This window comes from Pseudarthrobacter scleromae, assembly GCF_014644515.1.
Taxonomy (GTDB): Bacteria; Actinomycetota; Actinomycetes; order Actinomycetales; family Micrococcaceae; genus Arthrobacter; species Arthrobacter scleromae.
The window spans coordinates 1-20,380 of sequence record NZ_BMKV01000006.1; the positions used below are offsets into that span (position 1 = coordinate 1).

15 protein-coding genes and 1 pseudogene are annotated in these 20,380 nt (G+C 68.9%); 11 read left to right on the forward strand and 5 right to left on the reverse strand.

What is annotated here, in order from left to right; all coding sequences use genetic code 11:
• The first annotated feature begins 116 nt into the window (after positions 1 to 116).
• The 5 genes from IEX33_RS15735 to IEX33_RS15755 all read left to right on the forward strand — a co-directional run bounded on the left by IEX33_RS15735 (position 117) and on the right by IEX33_RS15755 (position 6,971).
• Entirely contained in the window at positions 117 to 1,868 is a 1,752-nt protein-coding gene (locus IEX33_RS15735; protein ID WP_188731774.1) for a thiamine pyrophosphate-dependent enzyme, read from the forward strand.
• Between the two features lie 198 nt (positions 1,869 to 2,066).
• Complete coding sequence (locus IEX33_RS15740) at positions 2,067 to 2,825, forward strand: LamB/YcsF family protein (protein ID WP_188731777.1); 759 nt, start codon at positions 2,067 to 2,069, stop codon at positions 2,823 to 2,825.
• Positions 2,822 to 4,504 (forward strand): 5-oxoprolinase subunit B/C family protein, encoded by a 1,683-nt coding sequence (locus tag IEX33_RS15745; RefSeq protein ID WP_188731779.1) that lies wholly within the window; start codon positions 2,822 to 2,824, stop codon positions 4,502 to 4,504. Before IEX33_RS15740 ends, IEX33_RS15745 begins: the two co-directional genes overlap by 4 nt.
• The gene (locus IEX33_RS15750; RefSeq protein WP_188731781.1) at positions 4,504 to 6,240 is read left to right on the forward strand and encodes an acetyl/propionyl/methylcrotonyl-CoA carboxylase subunit alpha; all 1,737 of its coding nucleotides are present in this window, start codon (positions 4,504 to 4,506) and stop codon (positions 6,238 to 6,240) included. The genes IEX33_RS15745 and IEX33_RS15750 overlap by 1 nt, the downstream gene beginning before the upstream one ends.
• Before the next feature lie 32 nt (positions 6,241 to 6,272).
• Positions 6,273 to 6,971, forward strand: coding sequence for a GntR family transcriptional regulator (locus tag IEX33_RS15755; protein ID WP_188731783.1), 699 nt, complete (start codon positions 6,273 to 6,275; stop codon positions 6,969 to 6,971).
• Between the two features lie 162 nt (positions 6,972 to 7,133).
• Here IEX33_RS15755 and IEX33_RS15760 read toward each other — a convergent pair whose 3' ends face one another.
• The 3 genes from IEX33_RS15760 to IEX33_RS15770 form a co-directional block, all read right to left on the reverse strand.
• Positions 7,134 to 7,919 (reverse strand): putative hydro-lyase, encoded by a 786-nt coding sequence (locus IEX33_RS15760; protein ID WP_188731785.1) that lies wholly within the window; start codon positions 7,917 to 7,919, stop codon positions 7,134 to 7,136.
• Positions 7,916 to 9,133, reverse strand: coding sequence for an NRAMP family divalent metal transporter (locus IEX33_RS15765; protein ID WP_188731787.1), 1,218 nt, complete (start codon positions 9,131 to 9,133; stop codon positions 7,916 to 7,918). The genes IEX33_RS15760 and IEX33_RS15765 overlap by 4 nt, the downstream gene beginning before the upstream one ends.
• Positions 9,134 to 9,330: 197 nt before the next feature.
• Positions 9,331 to 9,678 carry a hypothetical protein gene (locus IEX33_RS15770; protein WP_188731789.1) on the reverse strand — a complete coding sequence of 116 codons (348 nt, stop codon included), beginning with the start codon at positions 9,676 to 9,678 and terminating at the stop codon, positions 9,331 to 9,333.
• Between the two features lie 211 nt (positions 9,679 to 9,889).
• Between IEX33_RS15770 and IEX33_RS15775 the strand changes: the two genes are divergently transcribed.
• Together IEX33_RS15775 and IEX33_RS15780 are read left to right on the forward strand one after the other, a co-directional pair.
• The gene (locus tag IEX33_RS15775) at positions 9,890 to 10,516 is read left to right on the forward strand and encodes a hypothetical protein (RefSeq protein WP_188731791.1); all 627 of its coding nucleotides are present in this window, start codon (positions 9,890 to 9,892) and stop codon (positions 10,514 to 10,516) included.
• Between the two features lie 78 nt (positions 10,517 to 10,594).
• Entirely contained in the window at positions 10,595 to 11,350 is a 756-nt protein-coding gene (locus tag IEX33_RS15780; RefSeq protein WP_188731793.1) for a YcnI family copper-binding membrane protein, read from the forward strand.
• Between the two features lie 158 nt (positions 11,351 to 11,508).
• On the opposite strand, the gene IEX33_RS19495 is transcribed toward IEX33_RS15780, so the two are convergent.
• Entirely contained in the window at positions 11,509 to 11,823 is a 315-nt protein-coding gene (locus tag IEX33_RS19495; protein WP_308421992.1) for a hypothetical protein, read from the reverse strand.
• Between IEX33_RS19495 and IEX33_RS19500 the strand changes: the two are divergent.
• A pseudogene (locus IEX33_RS19500) lies at positions 11,816 to 12,166 on the forward strand (DUF4232 domain-containing protein); the annotation flags it as partial. The gene IEX33_RS19495 and the pseudogene IEX33_RS19500 overlap by 8 nt on opposite strands.
• A 107-nt stretch (positions 12,167 to 12,273) precedes the next feature.
• Here IEX33_RS19500 and IEX33_RS15790 read toward each other — a convergent pair.
• Complete coding sequence (locus tag IEX33_RS15790; RefSeq protein WP_377089540.1) at positions 12,274 to 12,747, reverse strand: DUF4383 domain-containing protein; 474 nt, start codon at positions 12,745 to 12,747, stop codon at positions 12,274 to 12,276.
• A 182-nt stretch (positions 12,748 to 12,929) separates the two neighbouring features.
• Here IEX33_RS15790 and IEX33_RS15795 point away from each other — a divergent pair, with 182 nt between their 5' ends.
• From IEX33_RS15795 to IEX33_RS15805, 3 genes are read left to right on the forward strand one after another with little or no spacing between them, the layout of a single operon-like run.
• Positions 12,930 to 14,450: an FAD-dependent oxidoreductase gene (locus tag IEX33_RS15795; protein ID WP_188731798.1), complete on the forward strand. Its 1,521-nt coding sequence runs from the start codon at positions 12,930 to 12,932 to the stop codon at positions 14,448 to 14,450.
• A 52-nt stretch (positions 14,451 to 14,502) separates the two neighbouring features.
• The gene (locus IEX33_RS15800; RefSeq protein ID WP_188731799.1) at positions 14,503 to 19,551 is read left to right on the forward strand and encodes a DNA glycosylase AlkZ-like family protein; all 5,049 of its coding nucleotides are present in this window, start codon (positions 14,503 to 14,505) and stop codon (positions 19,549 to 19,551) included.
• Positions 19,544 to 20,380, forward strand: coding sequence for an Fpg/Nei family DNA glycosylase (locus IEX33_RS15805; protein ID WP_104188353.1), 837 nt, complete (start codon positions 19,544 to 19,546; stop codon positions 20,378 to 20,380). The genes IEX33_RS15800 and IEX33_RS15805 overlap by 8 nt, the downstream gene beginning before the upstream one ends.

The following is a 20,380-nucleotide window of genomic DNA, read 5'->3' on the forward strand; positions in this document are numbered from 1 at the left end:
CGCCCAAACCCGCGAAGGCCACACCGGACTCTCCCCCGTCATCGCCAACCCACCAGCAACCACCTTCAGATAAAGACCACTTTCGCCAAACCCGTCCGAACCGCCAAAGAAAGCCCATGACAACGGAAACCGAAGCAACCCCTGCCGCGTCCCCTACCCAGCCTGCCGCCGTCGTACCCCCTGCTGACGCCAGTCCGCAGCCGGGCCGGCCGCCCGCACCCCAGGCCACCCTGCCGGCGCTGAAATCAGCCGGGCACGTCATCGTCGATTCGTTGGTGGCGCACGGGGTGGACCGCACCTACGTGGTGCCGGGTGAAAGTTTCCTGGACGTGCTGGACGGCCTGCACAGTTCCAGCATCGAAACCATCGTCTGCCGGCACGAGGGCGGCGCCGCCTACATGGCCGAGGCGGACGGAAAGATGAACCAGCGCCCGGGCATCGCCATGGTGACCCGGGGGCCCGGGGCGGCAAACGCGCATGTGGGGCTGCATACCGCCTGGCAGGACTCCACCCCCATGCTGCTGTTCGTGGGCCTGATCCCGTTCGCGCACCGGGACCGGGAGGCATTCCAGGAGTTCGATATCAAGGCCTGGTTCGATACCGGCGCAAAACGCGTTATGGTCCTGGACCACGCGGAGCGGGCGTCGGAGATCGTGGCCGAGGCAATGTTCGCCGCGATGAGCGGACGGCCCGGTCCGGTGGTGGTGGGCCTGCCCGAGGACATCATCCGGCAGCAGATTGACCCGGCGCTGCACCCTGCCATCCCGGTAGCGGCCGGCGGCATGAGCCGCACCGACGCCGCAGCCCTGGAAGCCGCCCTGGCGGCATCCAGCAAGCCGCTCTTCGTCACCGGCGGCAACGACTGGACGCAGGAGGCGGCAGACCAGCTCACCGGCTGGCTGGAACGGCACCACATCCCGGCCGCGGCTGAGTGGCGGACCCAGGGCACCGTGTCCTTCGATTCGCCCTCCTACGTTGGCCCCATCGGCTACGGCCGTCCCCGCCCCACCTACGACCTGCTGGAGGAAACCGACCTCCTGGTGTTTGTGGGAACCGTCCCCGGGGACGTCATCACGGACGGATTCGTCTGCCGGCAGGACTGGACCAAGGAGAACTTCCTGGTGACCATCGACCCCTCCCTCCGCGGCCGGTCCGGGCCGGTGTCCCGGCAGATCCTGGCCAAGCCGGAAGCCTTCGTCCGCGACCTCGCCGGCATCAGCCTGCCGGCCAAGGAGGAGTGGAAGGCCTGGACCGCGAGGATGCGGACCGAGCAGCAACGGTTCGCCGCCCTGCCCCCGGCAGCCCCCGCGCCGGGCCGGGCGCGGATGGACACCCTGATGGCGAACCTGGTGCCCCGGCTTCCGGAGGATGCGATGGTGACCTTCGGCGCGGGCGAGCACACCAACTGGGCCCACCGCTATTTCCCCACCCGCCGCTACGCCTCCATGATCAGCGCCCGCAACGGCTCCATGGGCTACTCGGTCCCCTCGGCCATCGCGGCATCGCTGGCCGAGCCCGGCCGCCGCGTGGTGACCATCGCCGGAGACGGCGAGTTCCTCATGAACGGGCAGGAGCTGGCCACCGCCGCCCAGTACGGGGCCACGCCGCTGGTGGTGGTGATGGACAACCAGGAATACGGAACCATCCGCACCCACCAGGAACGGCACTACCCGGAACGGGTCTCCGGGACCCAGCTGAAGAACCCCGATTTCGGCCTGATGGCCAGGGCCTTCGGCGGGTTCGGCATCACCGTCACCGAGGACAGGGACGTTCCCGCCGCGCTGGACGCCGCCCTTGCCGCCATTGACCGGGACGGCGTCTTCGCGCTGGTCCACCTCGTGGTGGAACAGCGCGTCAAGGCTTACTGAGCCTGCCGCCCACGGGGAGCGGACGACGGCGGGAGGTTCCGCCGTCGTCCGCTCCTTCTGTTGGATGCGTGGCCGCAGTGCGTGGCCAGGAACGCGCGGCCGGGCAGGTGGCTTGCGCACAAGTTTGGTCAATATTGTTGAACAATCTTTGATTCTCGTGCATCCTAAAGAGACCACTTCAACGAGACGAGAATCACTATGGCCTCCATTGACCTCAACAGCGACGTCGGCGAATCCTTCGGGAACTGGACCATGGGCGACGACGCCGCCATCTTCCGCTCCGTCTCCAGCGCGAACATCGCATGCGGCTTCCACGCCGGCGACCCCTCCACGATTGCCCGGACCTGCCGCGACGCCGTCGCCGCCGGCATCAGCATCGGCGCCCACGTGGGATACCGCGACCTCGCGGGCTTCGGCCGCCGCTTCCTGGATTGCTCCCCCACGGAACTCGCTGATGACGTGCTCTACCAGCTGGGAGCTCTGGAAGGCATTTCCCGCGCAGCCGGCGGCCGGATCAGCTACGTAAAACCGCACGGGGCGCTGTACAACACCATCGTGACCCACCAGGTGCAGGCGCAGGCGGTGGTGGATGCGGTCAAGGCCTTCGGCGGGGACCTGCCGATGCTGCTGCTGCCGGGTTCGGTGGCGCTGGCCGCCGCCGAGGCAGCCGGCCTGCGCGGAGTAGCCGAGGCCTTTGCGGACCGCGCCTACAACCCGGACGGAACCCTGGTGTCCCGAGGCGAACCCGGCGCCGTCCTCCATGACGAGGATGCTGTTGCCGCCAACATGGTGCGGCTGGCCACCGAGGGCACCATCGTTGCCAGGGACGGGTCCACCATCAAAACATCCGCCGAAAGCATCTGCCTGCACGGCGACACCGCCGGCGCCGTGTCCATGGCGGCCGCGGTCCGCCGCGAACTCGAGGCCGCCGGCGTGGACATCAGGAGCTTCGTGTGAGTTCCCCGGAGATACGCTGGGCCGGGCCCCGCGCCCTGCTCCTGGAGCTGGACTCCCTTGACGCAGTGCTGTCCCTGCACTCCCGCCTTAGGGACAACCCGGCCGCGGGACAGGTCGATGTGCTCGCAGCCGCCCGGACCGTGCTGGTTGTCTTCGACTCCCGCGCCAGCGCCCGCGCTGCCCGCGGACCCCTCGCACGGCTCGGCAGCATGCCGGCAGGCGCCGCTGCCGTCCGGGACAAGCCGGTGCACATTGAGGTGGTGTACGACGGCGAAGACCTTGCGGAGGTGGGCGAACTCACCGGCATGGGGCCCGAGGGAGTCGTCGCCGCCCACACCGGCCAGCTGTGGACCGCAGCCTTCGGCGGGTTCGCGCCCGGATTCGCCTACCTCGTGGGGGAAACGGACGCCCTGAACGTTCCCCGGCGCGGCACCCCGCGGACCGCCGTACCCGCCGGATCGGTGGCCCTGGCCGGCAACTTCTCGGCCGTGTATCCGCGGCGGTCACCGGGCGGCTGGCAGCTCATCGGGCATACCGCCACGCGCATGTGGGACCTCCAGCGCGAGCAGCCCGCCCTGGTCCGCCCCGGCACCACCGTCCAGTACATCGCGGTGCGCGAGCTCATTCAGCTCAGCCGGACGGAAACGGACCAGGCTGACGGGACCCAGGCTGACGCTGCGGGTACTGAGACACCTGCCGCCGGCCCCGCCCTGGAGGTCCTTTCCCCCGGGCCGCAGGCACTCATCCAAGACCTCGGACGGCCGGGCCTCGGCGACTTGGGAGTCTCCCCGGCCGGCGCTGCAGATACTGCGAGCGCCCGCCAGGCGAACCGGCTGGTGGGAAACCTGCCCACCGATGCCGTCATCGAAAACGTCATGGGCGGCCTTTCCGTGCAGGCTCGGGGCGAGCTGACGGTTGCGCTCAGCGGTGCGGGCACGGCGGCGGACATCCGGAACGAGGGCGGCAGCAGCAGGCCAGCGCCGATGTACTCCCCCTTCCCCCTGCACGACGGCGAGAGCCTCCACCTCGGCGTCCCGGAGGCCGGCCTGCGCACCTACCTCGCCGTCCGCGGCGGGATCGATGTTCCTCCCGTGCTGGGGAGCCGCTCGACGGACCTGATGTCGGGCATCGGCCCGGCCCCGCTGGCCGCCGGAACAGTGCTGCCCATCGGCGCCGTGGACAGCGCCCGGGCAGTGGGCCACGCCGAACCGCCTGCCCTGCCGGAAGACCTCTCACCAGGCGCCGGCGGCAAGCCCGTGGTGCTGCGCATCACCAGCGGCCCCCGCCACGACTGGTTCACGCCCCGCTCCCTTGAGGCCCTGACCGGGCAGGCGTGGACCGTGACCGCCGAATCGAACCGCATCGGCGTCCGGCTCGGCACCGGGCCGTCCACGCCCGGAGCCGACGCCGGCACCGCGCTGGAGCGGGCACGCGAAGGGGAACTCCCCAGCGAAGGCGTGGTGGCCGGCTCGCTGCAGGTCCCGCCGTCGGGCCTTCCCGTCCTGTTCCTGGCCGACCATCCCGTCACCGGAGGCTATCCCGTGATCGGCGCCGTTATTCCCGAAGACCTACCTGCCGCAGCGCAGCTTCCTCCGGGCGCCACCGTGCGTTTCGTGGAGGTTGACCCCGAAACACTGCAGCCCCCGGCCCCTCTTCCGAGCACGCGAAAGAAGCAATGATGAAAAAAGTCCTGATCGCCAACCGCGGTGAAATTGCCGTCCGGATTGCCCGCGCCTGCACCGACGCCGGCCTGGTATCCGTGGCCGTGTACTCGGATCCCGATGCGGACGCGCTGCACGTGCGCCTCAGCGACGAGGCCTACGCGCTGGGCGGCTCAGCCAGCTCCGAAACCTACCTGGACATCCCCAAGCTCCTGGCCGTTGCTGCCCGGTCCGGCGCCGACGCCGTCCACCCCGGATACGGCTTCCTTTCCGAGAACGCCGACTTTGCGCAGGCAGTGCTCGACGCCGGACTCACGTGGGTGGGCCCCTCGCCTGACGCGATCCGCAGCCTGGGCAACAAGGTCACCGCCCGCGACATTGCCGTCCGTGCGGGTGCGCCCCTGGTCCCCGGTTCCGACGGACCGGTAGCTGACGCCGACGCGGTCCGCGCCTTTGCCGCGGAATTCGGGGTCCCCGTGGCCATCAAGGCGGCTTTCGGCGGCGGCGGCCGTGGCCTCAAGATCGCGCACCGGATGGAAGACATCGACGACGCCTTCGACTCCGCGGTCCGTGAGGCAACCGTGGCGTTCGGCCGCGGCGAATGCTTCGTGGAGCGCTTCCTGGACCGGCCGCGGCACGTGGAGGCCCAGGTCCTGGCCGACACCCATGGGAACGTGGTGGTGGTGGGCACGCGGGACTGTTCCCTGCAGCGCCGCAACCAGAAGCTGGTGGAAGAGGCACCGGCTCCGTTCCTGACCGCGGAACAGCGCACCCGGATCCATGAGTCCGCGCGTGCCATCTGCCGGGAGGCCGGCTACACCGGCGCCGGCACGGTGGAATACCTGGTGGCCCCCGACGGCGTGATTTCGTTCCTGGAAGTGAACACCCGCCTGCAGGTGGAGCACCCCGTCACCGAGGTAACGTCCGGGCTGGACCTGGTGCGGGAGCAGTTCCGGATCGCGGACGGGCTTCCCGTGTCCGTCACCGAGGACCCGGCACCCACCGGCCATGCGTTCGAGTTCCGGCTCAATGCCGAGGACGCCGGCCGGGGCTTCCTGCCGGCCCCCGGACCGGTGGATGTGTTCGAGGCGCCCACGGGGGCCGGAATCCGCGTTGATTCCGGCGTCCGGTCCGGCTCCGTCATACCTGCCGAATACGATTCCCTCATGGCCAAGCTGATTGTCCATGGCGAGGACCGCCAGCAAGCCCTGCGCCGCGCCCGTGCCGCCCTGGACGAGCTGCGGATCGAGGGCGTCCCCACCGTCCTTCCGTTCCACCGCGCCGTGGTGCGGGATCCCGACTTCACCGCACCGGACCGGCTGGGCGTGTTCACCACCTGGATTGAAACGGAGTTCGCCGGCCGCCTGGCCGCTTCCCTGCAGACCGGCGCCCAGGGTCCCCTGGCCCGGCGCGAAACCCTGACTGTCGAAATCGACGGAAAGGCTGTCCAGCTCGGTCTGCCCGCCAAGGTCTTCCACGCCCTGCTCCATGGCGGAGGGTCCGCCGTCGAATCTTCCACGGGCACAGACAGCGCCGACGCTGACGGCGAGGTCACCGCCCCCATGGGCGGGAACCTGGTCAAGTGGGTGGCCGGTGACGGGGCCGGAGTCGGCGCCGGCGAGCCCGTTGCCGTCCTGGAGGCCATGAAGATGGAAACCGTGGTGGTGGCCTCCGCCGCCGGAACCTTCCGGCGCGGCGGCCAGGAACCGGGCGCCGCCGTGGCCCGCGGCGAGGTGCTGGGTACTGTCAGCTAGCATCGTTAGTCGAACGGGAATGGGGGAAACCAATGAACACTCCGGCAGACGGTACAGCGGAACACGCACACACCACGGCCTGGATCGCGTCGGTGCTGCGCACCCGCATTGCCGCGGGTGAACTCACGCCGGGGTCCAAGCTGTCCGAGGAGCCGCTGTGCGCAGCACTGGGCGTTTCACGCAACACCCTGCGCCAGGCGTTCACCACGCTCGTGAGCGAATCCATTGTGACGCGCATACCAAACCGCGGCGTCTTTGTGGCGTCACCGGGCGTGGAGGAAGTGCGCGAAATCTACCGCGTGCGGCGGATGATTGAGCCTGCCGCCGTCCTGTGGGGCGAGCTGACGCCCCAGGTGCTGGAGGGACTGGAAACCATTGTGCAGCGGGCGCAGCAGGCCCGGGACAGCGGGTCTGTGCCCGACATGGCCGATGCCAACCAGGCACTGCACGGGGCCGTGGTTGCCCTGACCGGCAGCGCGTCGCTGCAGGAGCTCATGGACCGGGTGCTGGCCGAAATGCGGCTGGTGTTCCACTCCATGGCTTCGGCACCGGACTTCCACAGCCACTACGTGGACCGCAACGTGGCACTGGTGAAGCACCTGCGCGCGGGTGAGCGCCAGGAGGCTGCAGAGGGGCTGCGCGCCTACCTGGACGAGGCCGAGGCGGAGCTGCTGGTACACCTGGGCACGGAGCAGGACCGCCGTTCGGACATGCGGCAGCGCGCCGGATAGGCACGCAGCCGAAACACACAAATGTGGGGCAGGAGATTCCTCCTGCCCCACATTTTGTTCTTCTAGGTGTCCGTCCCGCCTACGGCACCAGTTTGTTATGAGCGGCGCCTACGGCACCTTGTTATCAGCGGCGCCTACGGCACCAGTTGTTGTGAGCGGCGCCTACGGCACCAGGTAGTCGCTGTCCCGGGCGTCCGTGATCAGCATATGGCCGGGCGCATGGCCGATGGCCAGCGGGGGCCGCGACTGCATCACGGCCGCCTGCGGCGTCACTCCGCAGGCCCAGAACACCGGGATGTGGCCGGCCGGGATCTCCACGGCGTCGCCGAAATCGGGCCGGCCCAGATCGGCAATGCCCAGTTCCCCCGGGTTGCCCACGTGGACCGGGGCGCCGTGCACGGCAGGGTACCGCGAGGTGATGCGGACCGCGTCCGCAACCTGCGAGGCCGGTACCGGGCGCATGGACACCACCATCGGACCGGACATTGACCCTGCCGGGTCACATGCTCGGTTGGTCCGGTACATGGGCACATTCACGCCCTGGTCGATATGCGCGATCCGGATGCCCCCGTCCTGCAGGGCTGCCTCGAAGGTGAAGGAGCAGCCGATCAGGAACGTCACAAGGTCGTCCTGCCAGTAGCCAGTGATCTCCGTGGGCTCGTCCACCTTTTCGCCGTTCCTATAGACGGTGTACTTGGGGACGTCCGTGCGGATGTCCCCGCCGGCCAGTAGCGGCCCGGTGGTGTGGCCCGGTTCGAGGATGCCCAGGATGGGGCACGGCTTGGGGTTGCGCTGGGCGAACAGCATCAGGTCGAAGGCGTGCTCCCGCGGAATCGACAGGACGTTGGCCTGCGCGTAGCCCCGGGACCAGCCCGAGGTAGGCTCCACGAGTCCGGCGCGGAAGGCGGCGCGGGCTTCTGCGGGGAGGATGGACGCGCGGCTGGTCATGACCACAGCTTCGCCAGGCCCAGCACGGAGTTCCAGCCAAGGAACAGCGTGAGCAGCCAGGTGAGAACACCGACAATCAGAAGCCATTTGGGGTACGCGTAGCCGTGCATAAGGTCGCGGCGCCGCCAGGCAACCCAGAGGAGGATCCCGAAGCCCACGGGGAGGATCAGCCCGTTAAAGGCACCGGCGAAGATCAGCAGCTGCTGCGGAGCCTGGCCAAGGAACAGGTAGGCCGTGGCGCAGCCCGCGATGAAAACGACAGTGATGAGGTTGCGCTTACGCTCGGGCGTCCGGGACGAGGTGATGAAGGAAACGGAGGTGAAGGCGGCACCGATGACCGACGTGACCGCGGCGGCCCAGAGCACGATGCCGAACATGCGGGTGCCGATCTCGCCTGCAGCTGCACCGAAGGCTTCCGCAGCCATGTTGTTGCTGCTGAGCACCGTACCGCCGGCCACCACCCCGAGGATGGCCAGGAACAACAGAACGCGCATGATGCCCGTGACGATAATGCCCAGAACCGAGCTGCGGGTGATCTCCTTGACATGCTCAATGCCCGTGGCCCCGGAATCCAGCATCCGGTGCGCGCCGGCGTAGGTGATATAGCCGCCCACGGTTCCACCAACCAGCGTGGTGATGATCAGGAAGTCCACCGTCTCCGGCAGGAAGGTGTTCTTAAGGGCCTCGCCAACGGGCGGGGCGGCAACGATGGCCACGTAGATCATCAGCAGGATCATCACGGCGCCCAGGAGCACCACGATCCGGTCCAGCGCCATCCCTGCCTTCTTGCTCAGGAAGATCAGGATGGCGACGAGCGCGGAAACGGCGCCGCCGATCTTGGGATCAACGCCGAGCATGGCATTGGCTCCGAGTCCGGTTCCGGCAATGTTGCCGATGTTGAAGACGACGCCGCCAAGGAATACCAGGCCGGCCAGGAACCACCCGACGCCGGGAATCACCTTGTTGCCGAGCTCCTGCGCGCGCAGCCCCGAAACGCCGATGACGCGCCAGACGTTCATCTGGACTGCGATGTCGATGAGGATCGATGCCAGGATGGCGAAGGCGAAGGCCGCGCCGATCTGGGCGGTGAAGACCGTGGTCTGGGTGATGAAGCCGGGCCCGATGGCACTGGTGGCCATCAGGAACATGGCTCCCAGGAGGGCCGTGCGCCGAGCCGAGGAGCTCAGGTTCAGTTTTGTGCTGGTTTCTGCCATGGGTCCGTCCAATATTAAGGGTGACTGGAGTCACAGTGGTCGTCCCGACTGACATTACAGGTTGTTGAACAATCGGCGCAAGGTATTGTTCAACAACTTTTTCCCGGCCGTCGGTCTTCCTTAGTGAACGAAAGAAGGCCGGGACCCCTCGGATCCCAGCCTTGCGGTCGCCGGCCGTTCGCCGGTGGGCTGGACAGCTACAGCCGGTCGGTCCGTTCCTCGCCGCCCCTGTGGCCCGGGCCGCGGAGATTCTCCTGCACCTTGCCGAACAGGTCCTTGATGGTGGACTCGGCGTTGGAGATGACATCCACCTGCAGGTATACCGGGTGGCTGACCGGGAGATCGTATTCATCCTTGAGGTGGGTGCCACCCGAGACGCCGGCAAGGGACAGGTACACCATGGCCTCCGTGCGGGCTATTCCAGCGATCTTCCCGAACACCACGGTGAACTCGTTCGGCTGGAAGCTGACCGTGTGGCCAACATGCCCGCGGTCCAGTTCGCCGGCGGGAACGGCCTTCTCTGACTGGCTTCCGGTGTAGTCCATGAACTTCTCCTCAAGATCGCCTGGCAGTTACGCTCGCAGTCTACGCGGGCCCGAAGTGGCGGTACATAGCTTGCCGGCGGGCCTGCGGGCGGGCCTGGAACTGCCCGCCCGGAGCGCGCACCAGCCCCTCCCGCCGGTAGAATCTGAACGGCCATCATTTAAAACGGCGCCGCCGTCCGCGGCCCGTTCCGTCATGGGAGGGGGACCATCCGTGCTGGCGCATCGTCCCCGGACGCCCTTCCACCTCCTCCGGGCCACCGCCGTGGCCACCGTCATCCTGGCGCTTGCGGCCGGAGCGCACCTCGCTGCCGGCGGGGAGCTCCCCGCGCCCGCCGTCATGCTGGCCGTGCTGTCCCTGACCGCGCTCGGCAGCACCACCGCAACACGCCTGCGCCTGGGATTCCCTGCCCTGGCAGCGCTCCTGGGCGGCGGGCAACTGGCGCTCCATGAGGTCTTCACGGCTTTCAGTTCCTCCGGCGCCGCCGTGGGCTCCGGCACCGTCACACCCCACGGCAGCCACTTCGCCGGAGCCGGCCTCCTCGCCCCGGCGGCGGACCATCTCACGGGAGCCGCGGCAACAGCCGGTCCCCTGATGCTCGGCGCACACGTCCTGGCGACGCTGGGGTCCGCGCTGCTGCTCGCCAAAGGCGAGGCTGCACTGTGGGCGCTGGCCGCCTGGCTTCGGCCGCTTGCTGCGCTCCCCCAGCCGGTGGCGTGCGACGACGGTACCGCGCCTTTAGCTGCTTTTCCTCCTGCCGCCGCCCCGTTGCGTCCCTGGCGCAATCTCCGGCAGGACAGCCGGCGCGGCCCGCCTTCCGCCGTCGTACTTTCCTCCTAACCCGCTCCGCGTCCTGCGGCGCCGGGCCCACAAATCTCTTAGCACCCCGGTTCCGGGCGTGCGCCGGAAAGGCAACCCATGCACACCTCCATCCTTCGACGTTCCCTGACAGCGGCAGCAGCAACCGGAGGCGCCGCGGCGCTCCTGCTGGCAGCCGCGGGCGGTGCGGCCGCCCACGTCGGCGTCACGCCGGACAAGACCTCGGCCAACTCCTATGCCCTGCTCACGTTCGCGGTCCCCCACGGCTGCGACGAATCCGGCACCACCAGGGTGGCCATCACGCTGCCTGCGGAGCTGAACGACGCCCAGCCCACGGTCAACCCGAACTGGACCGTGGAGAAGGTGACCGAGCAGCTCCCTGAACCCAGGAAGCTCGCAGACGGCACCTCCATCACCAAGCGGACCAGCCAGATCGTCTACACCGCCAAGGCGCCCCTGGAACACCAGCTCCGGGACACCCTGGTCCTCTCGGCGAAACTTCCTGATGCAGCCGGGACAACGCTGTACTTCCCCACGCTGCAGACCTGCGAAACAGGCCAGACTGACTGGTCCGAAATTCCGGCGGACGGCCAGGACCCCCATTCCCTGAAGGCACCTGCACCGTCGGTAACCGTGACGGAAGCCGCAAGCACTGACGGCCACGGGGCTGCCCCGGCCGCGTCCCACTCCACCGAACACGCCTCGGCGGTCAGCGGCAGCGGGGCAGATGACGGCGGGGCAGGAGCGCGCAGCTGGGCAGGCCTGGCAGCGGGCATCGGCGGGCTGGTACTGGGCGGTACCGCGCTGGTCCGCGGCACGGCACGGCGCAGCCCGGCGGAACCCGCAGCGAAGTAGCGCCGCACCAACACAAAGTCGCACCAAGGGCGGCCCCAGCCGGCAGTGCCACGGCTTTTGATGCCCGGATCATCACGATCCGGGCATCAAAATGCCGGGGCGGCCCGTTGCGGCGTTGACGCGGGCACCTGCTGCGGCGAAGGTGGTGCCATGAGGTCTCAGCGAATATTCCAGGGGTTGGTCATGTCCACGGCGGCCGCGGCGGCGGCACTGATGCTCAGTGCCTGCGGGCCGGCGCAGCCGCAGTCGCAGCCGACTGCAGCAAGCACCGGCACAGGCACCGGCTCGGCCAGCAGCCCAGCCAGCCCCGAAGCGTCGTCCGCGGCGCCCACGGCGTCTGCGCCGCCGTCGTCCACCGGCACGTCCCCGTCCTCCGCGGCCCCCGCCACGGGCGACCCCGCACTTTGCAAGGCGGCAGGGCTCTCGGCGGCCACCGACGCGTCAGGAGGCGGGGCCGCCGGCAGCGTATACATGAAGCTCAACCTCACCAACACCGGCTCCGAACCGTGCGTCCTCCGCGGCTATCCCGGGGTGTCCCTGACCGCTGATGCTGCCGGTGCCCCCATCGGCGCGCCGGCGGTCCGCGACGAATCCACCGCGGCGGTGGACGTCCTCCTGGCCCCCGGACAAACCGGCTCGGCTGCACTGCGCTACACCCAGGCCGGCAACTACTCCGACTGCGGCATGGTGGATGCGGCCGGCTACCGGATCTACCCGCCCGAAGACACGGAATCCCTGTTCCTGCCCCAGCCCACCAGGGCCTGCAGCAACGGTGCGATCACGCTGCTGGCGATCAGCCCGTTCCAGCCGGCCTGATTTCCTCCGCGGCGGGATTCGACAAAGAAACTGCAGGCGGTCCGGCAAGATGCCGGGCCGCCTGCAGTTTCTTTTTTTGGACTTGTACTGGCACGTTCGGGGCGTGGTTACCTGGTGGCCGTGGTGGTCCGGCCAGCGCGGGCAGTGCCGCGGGACAGGGCCACACCCAGCCCGACCATGGCGACACCAAGGACGAAGTGCAGCCAGTCATCCGCCGTGTTCACCGGCACGAAGTTTGCGGCGGTGTCCTTGCCGATCAGGAGGCCATAGATCCACAGGACCAGGTAGACGGCGCCGCCTCCAATGAGGTAGTTCCGGGACTGGGCGGCGCTGCGCGCCATGGCGATGCCGGCCACGCCAAACAGCAGGTGGACGATGTTGTGCAGGATGGATACTTGGAAGATGCCCAGCAGCAGCGCCTCGGACTCATGCCCGGCGAAGCCAAGGGTCTCGTAGTTGGTGGTGACGCCGGGGATGAAGCCCAGGACGCCCACAAGGAGGAAGACAGCTCCCACTGCAAGGGCTGCTTTTTGGATGGTGGTCCGGCCCACTGCGCGGCCGTCGGAACTCATGCTTGTCATGACTTCTCCTGCTGTTTGTCGTTATGTTCACTTCGTGGCTGCCGGGCTGCCACCTGACCATAGACTTAAACCCCGACATCGTAAGTATACTTAGCAAATACGCCATTTATGGGTGGGGTTCATAACGGACCCATCACAAACCGGTCCGTCAGGGCCTGGATAAAAAGGCAGGCTGAGCAGGCATGACGTCGATTTGGCTGGACCGCAGCGAACCGTTCACCTCTGATCCGTTCGAGCCGGGAGGCACCTACGACACCGTGGTGGCCGGCGCGGGGCTCACCGGCCTGGTCACCGCACTGCTGCTGGCACGCTCCGGGCAGAACGTGCTTGTCCTCGAAGCCAGGTACCCCGGCGCCGTGACCACCGGAAACACCACCGCCAAGGTGACCCTGCTGCAAGGGACGTTCCTGGCACAGCTCGCCCGCCAGTATTCAGAGAAGCAGGTGCAGGCGTACGTGGATGCCAACCGCGAGGGCCAGGCCTGGCTCCTGCGGTACCTCGACGAACATGGCGTGCCGTACCAGCGCAGGGACGCCTACACCTACGCAGCCTCCGCGCAGGGGACGGAAAAGCTCCGCGAAGAGGTCAGCGCCGGCACCACCGCCGGGCTGGACCTGGAATACGTGCGCGACGCCGGCCTGCCGTTTCCCGTCCACGGCGCCGTCCGCCTGGCGGACCAGGCGCAGATCCACCCGGTGAAGGTGCTGGAGACGCTGGTGTCCGACATCCGGGGCCGGGGAGGATCGGTGGTGGGCGGCGTGCGGCTGCAGGACGTCACCGGCAGCGGACCCGCCACGGTGCACACCGACCACGGCACCGTCACCGCCAACGAGGTGGTGCTCGCCACCGGCATTCCCGTGCTGGACCGCGGGCTGTACTTCGCCAAACTGAAGCCCAGCCGATCCTACGCGGCAGCCCTGCAGCTGCAGGAGGACCAGGCTCCGCCTCCGGGCATGTACCTCTCCGTGGAGCAGCCCACCCATTCACTGAGGGACTACGACGCGGACGGCCGCCGCCTGCTCCTGGTGGGCGGGCACGGACACCACGTGGGCCGGGCCAGGTCCGAGAAACACCATCTTGGCAGCCTCCTTGACTGGGCCGGCCGGCACTACCCCGGCGCCGTTGCCACCCACACATGGTCCGCGCAGGACTACATGCCCACCAACCTCATGCCCTTCTTTGGCAGGTTCCCGCGCGGCAAAGGCCACATCCACTTTGGCACCGGCTACAGCAAGTGGGGCATGACCAACGCGGTGGCGGCCGCCGTCGGCATCTCCGCTAACATCCTGGGCGGGAACGTGCCCTGGGCGGACACCATCCACCGCAGGGTCACCTCGCCCTCGGGAGCCCTCTCCGCCGTCGCCCTCAACGCCGGTGTGGCAGGCAAGCTTGCCTCCGGCTGGGGGCAATTGGCCGCGGAGGGCCTGCGGAAGGACAAGAAGGCGCCGGCCCCCGCGCCTGTGGTTCCGGCCGAAGGCGAGGGCAAGGTGTACAGCCAAGGACCCAAACCGGTGGCCGTCTCCACCGTGGACGGCACCACCTGCAGGCTGTCCGCCGTCTGCACGCACCTGGGCGGAATCCTGCACTGGAATGACAGCGAGCTGACGTGGGACTGCCCGCTGCACGGCTCCCGGTTCAGCAGCGACGGGAAACTCCTGGAGGGGCCGGCCACCAAGGACCTCCCGGCCGCGGGCAAGGCGTGAGCCCGGGCAGGCGGCAGGCATCAGTGTCGGTGCCTTGGGGCATGATGGAGGCATGATCGAGGAAGAGGCCCCCACCAGCGGAAAGGGCACCGGCGCCAGCACCATGGCCCAGTTCAGCAGGCCCACGCGCGACTGGTTCCTCGGTGCCTTCTCAGAGCCGACGCCCGCGCAGGAGGGCGCCTGGCGTGCCATATCCTCGGGTTCGCACGCCCTGGTAGTGGCCCCAACTGGGTCCGGAAAAACCCTCGCCGCCTTCCTCTGGGCGCTGGACCGGCTGCTGGCCTCCGCCGCGGAAGCACCGGAGGCCACGGACGCTGCCGGCGCGGCCACCTCGAAGGGCAAGCGTTCCCGCGCGCCGAAGCGCAAAACGCGGGTCCTGTACATTTCACCCCTGAAGGCCCTGGGTGTGGACGTGGAACGGAACCTCCGCTCACCGCTGATCGGCATCACCCAGACCGCCAAGCGACTTGGGCTGCCGGCCCCGCTGACCACCGTGGGCGTGCGCTCCGGCGACACCACCACTGCTGACCGCCGTGCCCTGCTGAGCAACCCGCCGGACATCCTCATCACCACCCCGGAATCCCTGTTCCTGATGCTCACGTCCAAGGCGCGGGAAACGCTGACCGAAGTGGACACCATCATCATCGATGAGGTCCACGCCGTGGCCGGGACCAAACGCGGCGCCCATCTGGCCGTCTCCCTCGAGCGGCTGGATGCGCTGCTGCCCAAAGCGGCCCAGCGCATCGGACTGTCCGCAACCGTGGAACCCAAGGAGCTCGTGGCGCAGTTCCTCGCGGGCACAGCGCCGGTGGAGATTGTTGCCCCTCCTGCCAAGAAGAACTGGGACCTCACCGTCTCCGTCCCGGTGGAGGACATGTCCGACCTCCAGGGCGCGGCGGGGGCTTTCGACTCCGGCCCCGCCTCCGGGCTCCAGCCGCAGGCATCGATCTGGCCGCACGTGGAAGAGAAGATCGTGGACCTGGTGCTGGCCAACCAGTCCACCATCGTGTTCGCCAACTCCCGCCGCCTCTCGGAGCGTCTCACGGCCAGGCTCAACGAGATTTACGCGGAGCGGCAGCTGGTGGCGGCCGGCGGCGGCTGGGATGACCCGGCCCAGCAGGCAGCGGCGCCCGGCGTTCCCGCCTCCACCGCCACGCCGGCGCACATGATGGCGCAGGCCGGAAGCTCTGCGGGGGCAGATCCGGTGCTGGCCCGCGCGCACCACGGTTCCGTTTCGAAGGACCAGCGGGCACTCATCGAGGACGACCTGAAATCAGGCCGGCTGCGGTGCGTGGTGGCAACGTCCTCCCTGGAGCTCGGCATCGACATGGGCGCCGTGGACCTGGTAGTGCAGGTGGAATCGCCGCCGTCCGTGGCCAGCGGCCTGCAGCGGGTGGGCCGGGCAGGGCACCAGGTGGGTGAAGTCTCGCAGGGCGTCCTCTTCCCGAAGCACCGGGCGGACCTCGTGCACACCGCCATCACGGTGGAGCGGATGCTCGGCGGGAAGATCGAGCGCCTCAGCATCCCCGCCAACCCGCTGGATATCCTGGCCCAGCAGACCGTTGCCGCCACCGCGTTGGGCAGCATCGACGTCGAGGAATGGTTTGCCACCGTGCGGCGCTCGGCGCCCTTCGCGTCACTCCCCCGCTCAGCGTTCGAAGCCACCCTGGACCTGCTGGCCGGACGCTACCCGTCCGACGAATTCGCCGAACTCCGCCCACGGATCATCTGGGACCGCAACGCGGGCACCATCGAGGGCCGGCCGGGCGCGCAGCGCCTGGCGGTAACCTCCGGCGGGACCATCCCCGACCGCGGGCTTTTCGGTGTGTACATCATCGGCACGGAGGTTGAAGGATCGGCCTCCCCCTCCACGGATGGCAAACCGGCGCCCGCTCCCAAGGGTGGCCGGCGGGTGGGCGAGCTGGATGAGGAAATGGTGTACGAGTCCCGGGTGGGGGACGTCTTTGCGCTCGGTGCCACCAGCTGGAAGATCGAGGACATCACGCATGACCGCGTGCTGGTCTCGCCCGCCTTCGGCCAGCCGGGCAAACTGCCTTTCTGGAAGGGCGATTCGCTGGGCCGGCCCGTGGACCTGGGCCGTGCCCTGGGTGCGTTCGTCCGCGAACTCTCGGCGTCCGACGCCGGCCCTGCCACCGAGCGGTGCAAAGCCAGCGGCCTGGACGAGTTCGCCGCGAACAACCTGATCCAGTACCTCACCGAGCAGAAGCTGGCCACCGACGTCGTTCCCAGTGACACCACGCTGGTGGTGGAGCGGTTCCACGATGAACTGGGCGACTGGCGAGTCATCCTGCACAGCCCGTTCGGCATGCCGGTGCATGCTCCCTGGGCCCTGGCCGTCGGGCAGCGCCTCCACCAGAGGTACGGCCTGGACGGCTCGGCGATGGCTGCCGACGACGGGATTGTGCTCCGCGTGCCCATGATGGAGGACGAACCGCCGGGGGCGGAGCTGTTCCTCTTCGATCCCGAGGAGCTGGAGCAGATCGTCACTGCCGAGGTGGGCGGCAGTGCTCTCTTCGCATCGAGGTTCCGGGAGTGTTCCGCGCGGGCACTGCTGCTGCCCCGGCAGACGCCGGGCAAGCGGCAGCCGCTGTGGCAGCAGCGGCAGCGGTCCGCCCAGCTGCTCGACGTCGCCCGGAAGTACCCAACCTTTCCCATCGTGCTGGAAACCGTCCGCGAATGCCTGCAGGACGTCTACGATCTCCCGGCGTTGAAGGACATCGCGGCGTCCGTTGAGCGGCGCGAACTGAGGATCGTCCAGACCACCACGTCCCAGCCGTCCCCGTTCGCCAAGTCCCTCCTGTTCGGGTACGTGGCGCAGTTCCTGTACGAGGGCGACTCTCCTCTCGCGGAGCGCCGTGCCGCCGCGCTGGCCCTTGATTCCACGCTCCTGAACGAGCTGCTGGGGCGCGTTGAGCTGCGCGAACTGCTGGACGCCAAGGTCATCGGGGCCACCGAGCGCGAGCTGCAGCGGCTGGCGCCGGACCGGCGGGTGCGGGGCATGGAAGGAGTGGCGGACCTGCTGCGGCTGCTTGGGCCCCTGGCCCCCCAGGAAGTGGCTGCCAGGCTGGAACCCGCCGCACTCGATCAGCCCGCCGGCATCCCCGCCGTTGGCGCTGAGGACTCCGTTGGCTCAGAGGACACCGGTCACGTTGAAACCCCGGTGGACGCCGGGCACGCCCAGCCGGCGGAGGCCACCACCCACCTCGTGGCCCTGCAGCGCGCCAACCGTGCCATCAAGGTGAACATCGGCGGCGTGGAACGCTTTGCGGCTGTGGAGGATGCCGCGCGGCTGCGGGACGCCATAGGCGTTCCGCTGCCCATGGGGGTCCCGCTCGCGTTTATCGAACCCGTAGCGGATCCCCTCAGCGACCTTGTTTCGCGGTATGCCCGCACGCACGGACCCTTCACCGCGGCCGAGGCAGCAGCACGGCTTGGCCTGGGCGTGGCAGTGGTCAGCACTGCCCTGAAACGCCTGGCAGCAGACGGTCGCGTGGTGGAGGGCGAGTTCCGGCCGCATGCAGGGCCAGCGGAAACCGCCCCAAACCCTGGTGGCGCAGCCGGAGAAGGCACCGAACCGGAGGAAAGCCAGCCTGCAAGTGAACCACCCGCGCCCAACCTTTCCCCGCACACGGTGGTCAGCGAATGGTGCGACGCCGAGGTCCTGCGCAAGCTCCGCCGTCGTTCGCTGGCAGCCCTCCGCGCGGAAGTGGAACCGGTGGACGCTGCCGCCTACGGGCGCTTCCTGCCCGCCTGGCAGCATGTCAGGACACCCGGCGGGGGGCGCGGCCAGCCGTCGCTGCGGGGGCTGGACGGCATCATCACCGCCGTCGACCAGCTTTCCGGGGTGCCCATTCCGGCCTCGGCCTGGGAACCGCTGGTCCTTGCCGGCAGGGTCTCCAACTACCAGCCCGCCATGCTGGATGAACTGATGGCCGCCGGGGAAGTCCTGTGGTCAGGGGCCGGAGCCCTGCCCGGAAACGACGGCTGGATCAGCCTCCACCTTGCCGACTCCGCCGAACTGACGCTGAACCCTGCCATCGAATACGAACCCGGGGATGCGCAGAAGCGCCTCCTGGAGCACCTTCGCAACAACGGCGGCGGCTACTTCTTCCGGCAACTGACTGACGTTGCCGGCGGCATGGATTCCGTCCTCAGCGACCAGGAAGTGGTGACGGCACTCTGGGACCTCGCATGGGCGGGCCGGATCACCGGGGATACTTTCGCCCCCGTCCGCGCGCTGATCGCCGGTGGCCACACCGCGCACCGGCAGGTGGCCCGCGCACCCCGCGCCAGGGCACCCCGGCTCAGCAGGCTGGGCCGTTCCCACGGGAGCGGGCTCATGGGATCGCCGGGCCTGGCGGGCGGCAGGTACAGCGCGTCGGCCGGAGGTGCGTCAACTCCCCCGATGGCCGCCGGCCGCTGGTCTGCCCTGCCGCAGCCGGAACTGGACCCCACCATCCACGCCCGGGCCACGGCTGAACTCCTGCTGGACCGCTACGGCGTGGTCACCAGGGGGTCCGTGATGGCGGAACAGATCCTGGGCGGCTTCGGCCTCATGTACAAGGTCCTCGCGAGGCTGGAGGAAGCCGGACGCTGCCGGCGGGGCTACTTCATTGAGCATTTGGGGGCGGCCCAGTTCGCCGTTCCGGCCACTGTTGACCGGCTGCGTTCCTACTCGGAGGACACCCAGCTCGCCAGGCCCGAACCGGTCGCCCTGGCGCTGGCGGCGACGGACCCTGCCAACCCGTACGGAGCGGCCCTCCCCTGGCCGGCACTCCAGGACGACGCCGGCACTGGGCACCGTCCCGGGCGGAAGGCAGGTGCCCTGGTGGTGCTGGTGGACGGGGCGTTGGTCCTTTATGTGGAACGGGGCGGCAAGACCCTTCTGGCTTTCAGCGGCGACGAAGCCGTCCTCTCGGCCGCCGGCGCGGCGCTGGTGGGCGTGGTGACCCGGGGAGCCGTGGACAAACTGATCATGGAGAAGGTGAACGGGCACGGCATCCTGGATACCCCTGTCGCTGCCGCGCTGAGCTCGGCCGGCGCCTACTCCACCCCGAAAGGACTGAGGATCCGTGCCTGAGGGCGATTCCGTCTGGCGGGCAGCCAACCAGCTGCACCAGGCCCTGGCAGGACAAAAACTCCTTGCCTCCGATTTCCGCGTGCCCCGCTTTGCAACCCTCAACCTCGCCGGCTGGACCGTGGCTGAGGTGGTGCCCCGCGGCAAGCACCTGCTGATGCGCGTGGTGGGGCCGGACGACAAAAAACTCACCATCCATTCGCACCTGAAAATGGAGGGAACCTGGCAGGTTTACCCGCCCGGCGGAAGGTGGCGGAAACCCGGCTACACCGCCCGGTGCGTGCTGCGCACCGCAGCAGCGGATGCCGTCGGATTTTCCTTAGGGGTTGTTGAGGTCGTTGCCACCGCCAGCGAGGACTCCATCGTGGGTTTCCTGGGTCCGGACCTGCTGGGGCCGGACTGGGACCTGGACGAGGCGGAGCGGCGGGTCCGTTCCGCTCCGGACGTCCCTATCGGCGTGGCGCTGCTGGACCAGCGCAACCTGGCCGGGATCGGCAACATCTACCGCTGCGAAACATGCTTCCTGTCCGGCGTGCACCCCGCCTCCCCGGTCTCGGCGGTCCAGGATGTGCGGACCATGATGACGGACGCCAAGCAGCTCCTCGAGGTCAATCTGGGCCCGGGCCGCCGCGTCACCATCCTCAACGCCCGCGGCATGCCGGTCGGCCGGATGGCGGGGCGGCCCGGCTACTGGGTCTACCGCCGGGAACACCAGCCCTGCCTGAAGTGCGGGACCCCCATCCGGCGCGGCGTGCTGGGCAAACTGAACGGCGACGAGGAACGGGACATCTACTTCTGTCCCCAGTGCCAGCCGCTGCCGGCCCAGGGTTAG